Below are 9175 nucleotides of genomic sequence, written 5' to 3' on the forward strand. Positions count from 1 at the left end.
AGCAGGAGATCGTCAATATGGTGCGTGAAGGGGCCAGCAATAAGCGTATCGCCCTGAAGCTCGGCATTTCTCTATCGACGGTGAAAACCCATATGCGCAACATCTTTGCCAAAACCGCCGTGGTCAACCGCACCGAACTGGTTTCCAGCGGTTTTATTGCCTACGGCTGATCCTGACTAAAGCAGTAACAATCAACCCTCCGCCAATGCTGGCGCGGCCTCCCCATGCTTAAAAAGCGTGGAGGGTAATGATTGACGAAACTCAAGGATAACGACGATGTCCAGTGATGCAGTTTCAGTACCTTCTGCCGGGGCGGTGCTCTCCTGCCCACCCAAGTTGTTAACGGCGATCATCGTATTTGCCGCCATCGCGCCGGGGATCCTGATGACCGCCCCCGCCGTCGCGGCCCAGTTGGCTAGCCAGTGGCACCTCACGCCAGGCCAGATCGGTCACCTGTTTTCTACCGAGCTGGGAGCCATGAGCATAGCTACGCTGCCCGCCTGGTGGTGGATCAGCCGGATCAACTGGCGCAAGATCGCCACGCTGGCGGCCGCGGTCTTTCTGATCGGTAATCTGGCCTCGGCCATGACCACCGATTTCAGCCTGCTACTGGTATTGCGATTTATCGCTTCACTGGCCGGCGGCACACTGATGATCCTCTGCATCTCCTGCGCGGCAGGTACCGCCAACCCTAGCCGGGTCTATGCCTTTTGGGTGCTGGGCCAACTGCTGCTAGGCGTGTTCGGCTTGCTGGCATTGCCCCCGCTGTTTGCTCATTTCGGCCTGATGGCGGTCTACCTGATCCTGGCGGCGATCATGCTGTGTTGCCTGCCGTTATTGAGCGCATTCCCCAGCGGCTTTCGTCATAGCCACAGCGCAACCAGCCAGATGCCCCCAAGCCCGCCCATCTACAAGCTGTTTGCCGTGCTGGCGGTACTGGCCTTTTACATCAGCCTGAGTGCAGTCTGGACCTTTATCGGCAATATCGCTGCCAGCGCTGGCCTTTCGCCGGTTCACAGCGGGCAGGTGCTGGCCGCCGCCACGCTGTTTGGCATCATCGGGGCTGGCGGGGCGGCATTGGTTGGCGCAAGACGCAGCCACAAGCCGCTACTGTGGATCGGCTATGGCCTGCTGATTGCCAGCGTGCTGCTGCTGAGCCGCAACCCGCTACTCATTCGCTTCACCCTTGCCGCTGTCATGTTCAAGTTCACCTGGACCTTCGTGCTGCCATTTATTCTGGCGCGCGTCTCGGTGCTGGATAACAACGGCAAGCTGATGAACAGCATCAATCTGGTGATTGGCGGCGGCATGGCTATTGGCCCCACGCTGGCGGGTTACCTGATCGAATCTTCCGGTGGGATCAACGCACTGCTGATCGGCGCACTGAGCTGTGCGCTGCTGTCACTGCTGCTGATCTCGCTGGCTTCACCGCGCGCGCCGCGCCGTTTAACAGGAGTCATAAGGTGAAAAGAACAACCGGATTTTTCTTCGATGAACGCTGTTTCTGGCATAGCACCGGTTTACATGCCACCACGCTGCCAGTGGGCGGCTGGGTACAACCGCCTTCAGGGGCTGGGCATGCCGAGTCGCCGGAAACCAAGCGGCGGATGAAAAACCTGATGGACGTCTCCGGCCTGTCGCGCCAGCTTAAGTTACTGAGCGCCGAGCTGGCCGATGAGGAAGATTTATTGCGTATCCATCCGGCACATTACCTGCAACGTTTCAAACAGCTGAGTGATAACGGCGGCGGCATGCTGGGAGAGGAAGCGCCTTTGGGGCCAGGCAGCTATGAGATTGCCAAACTTTCCGCTGGGCTGGCCTGCGCTGCTGTCGAGGCGGTATTGAAAGGCGAACTAGACAACGCCTATTCCCTGTCACGCCCGCCGGGCCATCACTGCCTGCCGGATCAATCGATGGGGTTCTGCTTCCTGGCTAATATTCCTATCGCCATCGAACGGGCCAAAGACCGCTGCGGGCTAGGCAAAGTGGCGGTGATCGACTGGGACGTGCATCACGGCAACGGCACCCAACACATTTACTGGCAGCGAGACGACGTGCTAACCATCTCGTTGCATCAAGACGGCTGCTTCCCGGCAGGCTACGCCGGTGAACAAGATCGCGGCGCAGGGGCCGGAGCGGGTTGCAACATCAATATTCCGCTGCTGGCCGGGGCCGGTGACGACGGTTATCAATACGCCATGCAGCAAATCGTCATTCCGGCGCTGGAGCAGTTCGAGCCAGAGATGATTATTATCGCCTGCGGTTACGATGCTAACGCCATCGATCCTTTGGCTCGGATGCAGCTACATAGCGACAGCTTCCGCGCTATGACAGCCCAAGTGCAAAGCGCTGCAGACAGGCTCTGTGGTGGCAAGCTGGTGATGGTTCATGAAGGAGGTTACGCCGAAGCTTATGTGCCGTTCTGCGGCCTGGCGGTAATGGAGGAGTTGAGCGGCATACGCACCGAGGCACAAGACCCGATGCTGGAATTTATTCAGCAACAGCAGCCCCGCGAAGCGTTTAACCAGTTCCAGCGTGACGCTATCGACCAACTGGCACGCCAATTTGGTTTATAAGCGGGCGTGGCAATGTTGTTGGGTCGCACATATTCTACCCCCACAAATTCAGCAACATTGCCACGTGGTCATCAAACTGAGATTGCCGCAGGCGTCTGTGCCATTTTTCTGTACAATAAACCATCAGAACTTGATTGTCGTACTATGTACGAGTATTGTGAATGATAGGGAGGCGTCGTAATGGAATACTTTGAGTTCATCGAAACCCCAGTTTTTAGCAGGCAACGCGAAACCCTATTAGACGATGATAACTCTCGTGAACTACAAACCCACCTGTTAAAATATCACGCAGACGGCGATACTATAAGTAAAACAGGCGGTTGCAAAAAAATCCGATGGAACCGTCCAGGCATGGGGAAACAAGGTGGTGTAAGAGTTATCTATTACGTCATCACCCGCAGCGGCAAGCTTTACTTGCTGATTGTTTATCCTAAAAACGCCAAAGACGACTTAACCGAATCCGAGAAAGCGATACTTAAAGCGTTAACCGATAAACTGAATTAAACGGTGCCGCACAAGGCATAGCACTTGCTTAGAGGTTGCAAAGTGGACAAAGAACTTTTTAACGATCTGGTCGAAAGCATGGAGCAGATGGTCGCGATTGAAAAAGGCGAAATGCAGCCTGCTCGTGTCCATCGCCATCATCTCCCCAACGTGAAATCACTACGCGAAGCCAGCGGCATGAAGCAGGAGGAGTTTGCACTGGCGGTTGGAGTGAGTCCTTCCCTAGTGCAAAGTTGGGAACAAAATCGCCGAATACCCTCCGGTTCTTCACTCAAAATCTTGCTGATGATTGAGCGCCACCCCACCATTATTAACGATCTACTCGCCATCTAAATGCCATAAAAAAAGACGCCCGCAGGCGTCTTTTTCACAACAGAAACAAAGATCAGTTCACTTTAACCGGCATACCGGAACGTGCCTTGATGGCTGCGTCCACTACGCTCTGGTCAACGGCTGGATCCATCAGCACTTTGCCAACTGGCGCGGTGATGGTAAGCGGCACTGGCTCTTTCGACTTCAGCTCATCTTCGTTGGCAGACAGCGGGTTGTGCACTTCCAGGTAACGTGAACCGTCTGGCTCTACGGAAACCTTCACCGGCTCGTTGATGAACTGTACGCGAGTGCCTACTGGCACGCTGTCGAACAGGTATTTGATGTCGTCAGCACGCAGACGCACACAGCCGTGGCTCACGCGCAGGCCAATACCGAAGTTGGCGTTGGTTCCGTGGACCGCATACAGACGACCCACATAGAGGGCGTACAGACCCATTGGGTTATCCGGGCCTGCCGGGAATACCGCGGGCAGGATTTCACCATCGGCGGCGTACTCTTCACGCATTTTAGCAGTTGGCGTCCAGGTCGGACCCGCTTTCTTGCGTTGTACGGTGGTGACCCAGTCCAGCGGCGTATCTTTACCCAACTGGCCGATACCAATCGGCAACACCACGACGGTCTTGGTGCCTTTCGGGTAGTAGTACAGACGCATTTCTGCGCTATTGATGATGATGCCTTCACGCGGGGCGTCTGGCAGGATCAACTGCTGTGGGATGGTCAGCGTGCTGCCTGGCAGCGGCAGGAACGGGTCAACGCCAGGGTTAGCCTCCAGCATGTTGCTCAGGCCCATCTGGTATTGAGCCGCAAAGCTCTCCAGCGGTAGTTTGCTGTCTGCAGGCACGGTGATCTGAATATTTTCCCCAACCAGACGGCTGTCTTTGGCGGGCAAAGGGTATACAACGGCGAAGGCAGCCTGGCTGAATGCAACCAGAGCGGTAAACAGGGTTAATAACGCGCGAATGCTCATTTTCATCTTCGTAGTAAAGTGGTGGCCGCACTGGCTAAAATTAGTATGTGTTCTGCCCGGCCTGGTTTGACCGGATGCGCATTATATGTGCACTTGCCGCCAAGATGGAAACATTACTAGCGCAAATACCTCACTTTTTTGTAGCCGGATGTGGGTAATAGTGTTCTTTGGGTAAATTCCTGCCCTAGCGTAGCCCACTGCCCTCTTCGCCACGGCGGATCGGGATCAGATATTCACAGCTGATCGCCGCCTGATCGTCACCGTAGCAAACGCCCAATGCCGGGTAAAAACGCTCAATATCCTGCCCTGGCCGGCGTACCGCATTCATCTGCGGAATGGCTGTGTCATACAACCGGGCGATAAAGTTCTGTAGCCCTGCAACCTGCCCCTGATAGGCAAAACGGGCATACTCCCCGGGTTCGATCGTCACCGCCTCACCTGCCGCTTCTTCCTCTGGCAGTGCCGCCGTATACACCATCTGTTGACGATCCCGCTGCCGGGTGTCGGCTTTCAGGCTCATCAGGCCGTACGCGACGGCGGGTAATCCCTGTTCTGGATGCAATAAATGCCGCCAGGCATGTTGGCGCAGCAGCTTTTTCGAGAGCCCCAATTGCCCCAACGTGCAGCTACCCTGCTGCGTGTGGCCGACTAATTTCATCGAGGGCAGCACGATAATCTCCGCCTCTGGCATTGGCTCGTTGGTCATATTCAACGGCGGTTGCAAGCCATAGCTCGGCCAGTCCAGGTTCCGGCGATAGGCCGCTGGCGGCAAACCAAACTGTTTTTTAAAACCACGGGTGAAGGTCTGCTGGGAATCGAACTGGTATTTATCTGCGATACAGGCCACCGTGGCGCTGGTCAGGCGCAGTTCACGCGCCGCCGCCGTCAACCTTCTGCGCCGGGCATAAGTCCCCAGCACTTCGCCAGTGTGCTGCTTGAACATCCGTTGCAGGTGCCATTTGGAATAGCCGGATTTAGCCGCGATGCTGTCCAGCGTCAAGGGCTGATCCAGGCTTTGCTCAATCCAGGCCAGAAGTTGACTGATGACATTTTCCTGATGCATGGCCTTTCCTCTGCGTTGTCGTCATGAGCGTGTTACCACAAAACACGCCAGTGGCGCTTACTCTATCGACGTTGGCGCTAGACCACATTGCACAATCAAGACATAATATTGCTCAAATACGCCAATATGATAATTATTCTCATGAAAGCCACTTGCCAGGATCCCAGACCCGATATCGATAACGTGCCACGCGCCATCTTCGCGGTTCAGGCATCAAGTGTGCAGAAAGACTGGGAATGCACCCATCATCGCCACCGCAAAGCGCAATTGATTTACACGGTGCGCGGCATGATCCGCTGCGAAGTGGAAAATGGCCTGTGGCTGGTGCCGCCACAGTGCGCGCTATGGATGCCCAGTAACGTCAGCCACAATGCGCGGGCTACCAGCCAAAGCGAGTGCTATTGCCTGTTCGTTGAGCAGGATGCCATCCCGGGCTTGCCGCAAAATTGCTGCACCTTAACGGTGTCCCCATTGCTGCGAGAGTTGCTGTTGCAGGCCAGCCAGTTCGATATTCTCTACCCGGAAGAAGGCCCGGAAGGGCGTATTGCGCAGGTTTTGTTGGATCAACTGGCCGCCGCGCCGCTGGAGAACCTGCACCTGCCGGTATCCAATGATGCCCGCATCCGCCAATTGACCGAACAACTGCTGGCCAACCCGGCCGATAAATCCACTCTGGGCCAGTGGGCACAACGCATTGGCATGAGCGAGCGTTCGCTCAGCCGCACGCTGCAACAGCAGATGGGCATGAGCTTTGGCCACTGGCGGCGGCAATTACATGTGATGCTGGCTCTGCAACGCTTAACGCAGGGGGAAAGCGTCCAGACCGTGGCGTTAGATCTCGGCTACGAAAGTGCCAGTGGTTTTGTCACCATGTTCCGTAAAGCGGTGGGTAAGCCCCCTGCCCGTTATCTGGCGGAAAAAGCGGCCGCAGACCAGGCGATTGCTGGTGCGATAAGGCTGTGAGCCCGCTCTTCGACTGATAATGTTGCCTGCATCTGTTCTGGTCAATTCTCACACAACCTGCTATAACTGAGGATAGTTTGGTTAGAATAGTTAAAACGGTTAGCTTTAGCTAACGGGAGAAGAGAATGCTGGCCCGAGAAATCGACATCAACAGAGATGGCCTCAGGATCAGGGAAGATGGGCTGCAGATGGTCATCAGTAAAAGGAAAATGAAGGCGCAGAAGCCTTTCTTTCAGCTGAAAGTTGATATAGACAACTCAACGTCTCTCGGAGTGGTTGAAGAGCACCTGAAAATCATGTTGCAGACTATCCGCCGAGTTAGACAAGCTGAAAATGATCGGGGTGACGTTTGCCACATCGACGAAACACGTTTTGAAACCATGTTTCATAGCCTGGAACAACAAATCAATCCGGATGACACTACTCGGATAATGCTTCCGCGGGATACGCAAGAGCCAGTAAACCACAGCGGGCTAGTTGATATTTCCAAGGTGGAGCGCGGGCGTGAGCATATCCTGGCGGCCAGCGAATGGCTCACGGCGGAGCAGATTTCCCATCTGGCAGGTTTTGCTACCGAGAATCCCTCGGCCCAGCCAAGCAAATGGAAAAGCCATCAACGCATATTTTCATTAAAGAAAGGGGCAACACAACTCTTTCCCCGTTATGCGCTGGATGATAACTATCGCCCTCTCCCGGTCATGGCAGTGTTACTCGCCAGCTTTAAAAACCTGAAACACGGCTGGGGGCTTGCCCAGTGGTTCGCGACGTCAAACAACCTGTTAGCTGGCCGCCGCCCCATGGAGATGTTGCAGTCATATCCGGCAAATGTGATTGCGGCGGCGGAATATGAAGTGAAAAGGATCGTCGATGGAGCAGAACAAAGTTAAACAGAAGGGTGAGCCAAAAAAGGAAGATTTTGGTTCACCCGTTTTTCTTGGCCGCAAGATAACCGCCCCTGGTAAGACCCTGCGGGTAAGAATCGAAGTCATCCCCAAAGGCACGGTGTTACATCGCTGCCACGATGCACGGTATCCCGGTAACAGTTTTAATCCTGGCAGAATATTGCTTCCCAATGAGTATGGAGCCCGCTTCAGCCCTATCAGGGATGCGGCTTTGGATCTGATCCCCACCATGTACCTGGCCAGCAGTGGCGAAGCCGCCATCGCGGAATCGGTTTTTCACGATGTGGTCGCCACCGGCAAAACAGAATTTTTCGACTTACGCCCATTTACCCATTTGCATTACATCCAGTTGAAACCAGAACGGGATCTGAACGTCGTCAGTTGCCGAGCACAGGACTGCCTCTATATGGGAATCGATCGTGATGAATTGATCGGCAGTACCCAGCTCGAATACTCACAAACCCGAGCCTGGTCGCAGGCTATTTATCAACAGCATCATAACGTTGACGGAATGAAGTGGTACTCAAAAAGAGATGACGACCATTTCGCCTTGATCCTGTTTGGCGGCCAACGGGTCATGGATAGTGAACTCTCGATAGCCGAACCTTCAAGCCGTCTTTTCAGCCATAAAGCCATTGGCCAAATTATCCAAAAGACCGCCGATCGTCTGGGCCTGATCCTGACCGAAGAATAGACACTGGACGGATATTCTCCTCTCTTTGATTGCCCTAAACGTGACAGTTATCGCCCCAAGCGACAAAAGTGCTCCCCTTCCGTAAGAATAATGATTATCATTCACAAATATAGTGAGCCACATGCGATGACATGACCGGCCAGATTTTGCTTTCGATTCAATGTTGAGCCCGATTTAGCCGCCGAGCAGCAGCCCGGTAGTGACCTGTATTTTGACGAAATGGAGCTTTTATGAACGCTATGATGACCACCAGCCGTAAGTTTGGCGGACGTGCGGTTTACCCTCTGTTGCTTCTCAGCAGCCTGATGTTTTCCACCTCTGTGCTGGCACAGACAGAAACGGAACTGCTGCGTAAGCCGGTAGGTAAAGGCGCTTACGAGATGGTGTACAGCCAGGGCGAGAATGCGCTGTATCTGGCAACTTCACAGAGCCGCAAGCTGGATAAGGGCGGCATTGTCTATCGCCTCGATCCACAAACGCTGGATATCACGCAGATCATTCATAACGATATCAAACCGTTCGGTGCCGCCATCAATACCAAGACCGACACCCTCTATTTTGGTAACACCACCAGCAACTCACTGACCGCTATCGACGGCAAAACCGGCGAAGTGAAAGGCCGCCTGGTATTGGACGCACGTAAACGCTCTGATACCGTGAAACCACTGGCACCACGTGAGCTGGTGGCAGACGCGACCACGGACACCGTCTATATCACCGGCCTGGGCGAGTCTAGCGTAGTTTGGGTAGTGGATGGTAAGGATCTGACCCTGCGCACCACCATCACCGAAACCGGTAAATACGGTACCGGTCTGGCGCTGGATGCAGCGGCAAGCCGCCTGTATGTTACCAATGCCGATGGCGAATTGGTGACTATCGATACCAAAACCAACAAGGTGTTGTCACGTAAGAAGCTGGATGAGTCGAAGGAACACTTCTTCCTGAATATCAGCCTGGATCCGGCAAATCACCGCGCGTTTATTACCGACTCCAAGCAGCCGCAGGTGCTGGTTGTTGATACCAACAACGGCAACATTCTGCAAAAGATCGACGTACCGGAATCCCTGGCCGTGTTGTTCAACCCGGCGCGCAATGAAGTGTATGTCACTCATCGTAAAGAAGGCACCGTGAGCGTGATCGATGCCAAGAGCTACAAGCTGTTGGAAACCATCA

The 9175-nt window shown here is 54.5% G+C and carries 11 protein-coding genes; 9 read left to right on the plus strand and 2 right to left on the minus strand.

The window, feature by feature from the left end; all coding sequences use genetic code 11:
* From ACLQ7H_RS11345 to nadS, 5 genes are all read left to right on the plus strand, one after another.
* Positions 1 to 170, plus strand: a 170-nt coding sequence (locus tag ACLQ7H_RS11345; protein WP_411752759.1) for a response regulator transcription factor, incomplete at its 5' end; no start/stop codon positions are given.
* A gap of 106 nt (positions 171 to 276) precedes the next feature.
* Complete coding sequence (locus tag ACLQ7H_RS11350; protein WP_411752750.1) at positions 277 to 1467, plus strand: MFS transporter; 1191 nt, start codon at positions 277 to 279, stop codon at positions 1465 to 1467.
* Positions 1464 to 2576 (plus strand): class II histone deacetylase, encoded by a 1113-nt coding sequence (locus ACLQ7H_RS11355; protein WP_411752751.1) that lies wholly within the window; start codon positions 1464 to 1466, stop codon positions 2574 to 2576. The genes ACLQ7H_RS11350 and ACLQ7H_RS11355 overlap by 4 nt, the downstream gene beginning before the upstream one ends.
* A gap of 180 nt (positions 2577 to 2756) precedes the next feature.
* A complete protein-coding gene (locus tag ACLQ7H_RS11360) occupies positions 2757 to 3080 on the plus strand; it encodes a type II toxin-antitoxin system RelE/ParE family toxin (protein ID WP_411752752.1) in 324 nt (107 codons plus the stop codon).
* Positions 3081 to 3122: 42 nt separating this feature from the next.
* Positions 3123 to 3413, plus strand: a complete 291-nt coding sequence (gene nadS, locus ACLQ7H_RS11365) for a NadS family protein (protein ID WP_411752753.1) — start codon at positions 3123 to 3125, stop codon at positions 3411 to 3413.
* 52 nt (positions 3414 to 3465) lie between these two features.
* Here nadS and ACLQ7H_RS11370 read toward each other — a convergent pair whose 3' ends face one another.
* Entirely contained in the window at positions 3466 to 4386 is a 921-nt protein-coding gene (locus ACLQ7H_RS11370; RefSeq protein WP_411752754.1) for a L,D-transpeptidase family protein, read from the minus strand.
* Positions 4387 to 4564: 178 nt separating this feature from the next.
* The gene (locus tag ACLQ7H_RS11375; protein WP_411752755.1) at positions 4565 to 5443 is read right to left on the minus strand and encodes a helix-turn-helix domain-containing protein; all 879 of its coding nucleotides are present in this window, start codon (positions 5441 to 5443) and stop codon (positions 4565 to 4567) included.
* A 141-nt stretch (positions 5444 to 5584) separates the two neighbouring features.
* Between ACLQ7H_RS11375 and ACLQ7H_RS11380 the strand changes: the two genes are divergently transcribed.
* From ACLQ7H_RS11380 to ACLQ7H_RS11395, 4 genes are all read left to right on the plus strand, one after another.
* Complete coding sequence (locus ACLQ7H_RS11380; protein WP_121608626.1) at positions 5585 to 6406, plus strand: AraC family transcriptional regulator; 822 nt, start codon at positions 5585 to 5587, stop codon at positions 6404 to 6406.
* Between the two features lie 125 nt (positions 6407 to 6531).
* Positions 6532 to 7293, plus strand: a complete 762-nt coding sequence (locus ACLQ7H_RS11385; protein WP_411752756.1) for a hypothetical protein — start codon at positions 6532 to 6534, stop codon at positions 7291 to 7293.
* Positions 7274 to 8002, plus strand: a complete 729-nt coding sequence (locus tag ACLQ7H_RS11390) for an RES family NAD+ phosphorylase (RefSeq protein WP_411752757.1) — start codon at positions 7274 to 7276, stop codon at positions 8000 to 8002. Before ACLQ7H_RS11385 ends, ACLQ7H_RS11390 begins: the two co-directional genes overlap by 20 nt.
* Positions 8003 to 8232: 230 nt before the next feature.
* On the plus strand, positions 8233 to 9175 hold a 943-nt coding region (locus tag ACLQ7H_RS11395; protein WP_411752758.1), incomplete at its 3' end, for a PQQ-binding-like beta-propeller repeat protein.

The sequence above is a fragment of the Serratia sp. (in: enterobacteria) genome (assembly GCF_046715635.1).
GTDB lineage: Bacteria > Pseudomonadota > Gammaproteobacteria > Enterobacterales > Enterobacteriaceae > Chania.

Coding starts and splice junctions, on each gene's coding strand:
- ACLQ7H_RS11350 (WP_411752750.1), top strand. CDS start 277: ATGTCCAGTGATGCAGTTTCAGTACCTTCTGCCGGGGCGGTGCTCTCC.
- ACLQ7H_RS11360 (WP_411752752.1), top strand. CDS start 2,757: ATGGAATACTTTGAGTTCATCGAAACCCCAGTTTTTAGCAGGCAACGC.
- ACLQ7H_RS11390 (WP_411752757.1), top strand. CDS start 7,274: ATGGAGCAGAACAAAGTTAAACAGAAGGGTGAGCCAAAAAAGGAAGAT.
- ACLQ7H_RS11375 (WP_411752755.1), bottom strand. CDS start 5,443: ATGCATCAGGAAAATGTCATCAGTCAACTTCTGGCCTGGATTGAGCAA.
- ACLQ7H_RS11370 (WP_411752754.1), bottom strand. CDS start 4,386: ATGAAAATGAGCATTCGCGCGTTATTAACCCTGTTTACCGCTCTGGTT.
- ACLQ7H_RS11380 (WP_121608626.1), top strand. CDS start 5,585: ATGAAAGCCACTTGCCAGGATCCCAGACCCGATATCGATAACGTGCCA.
- ACLQ7H_RS11385 (WP_411752756.1), top strand. CDS start 6,532: ATGCTGGCCCGAGAAATCGACATCAACAGAGATGGCCTCAGGATCAGG.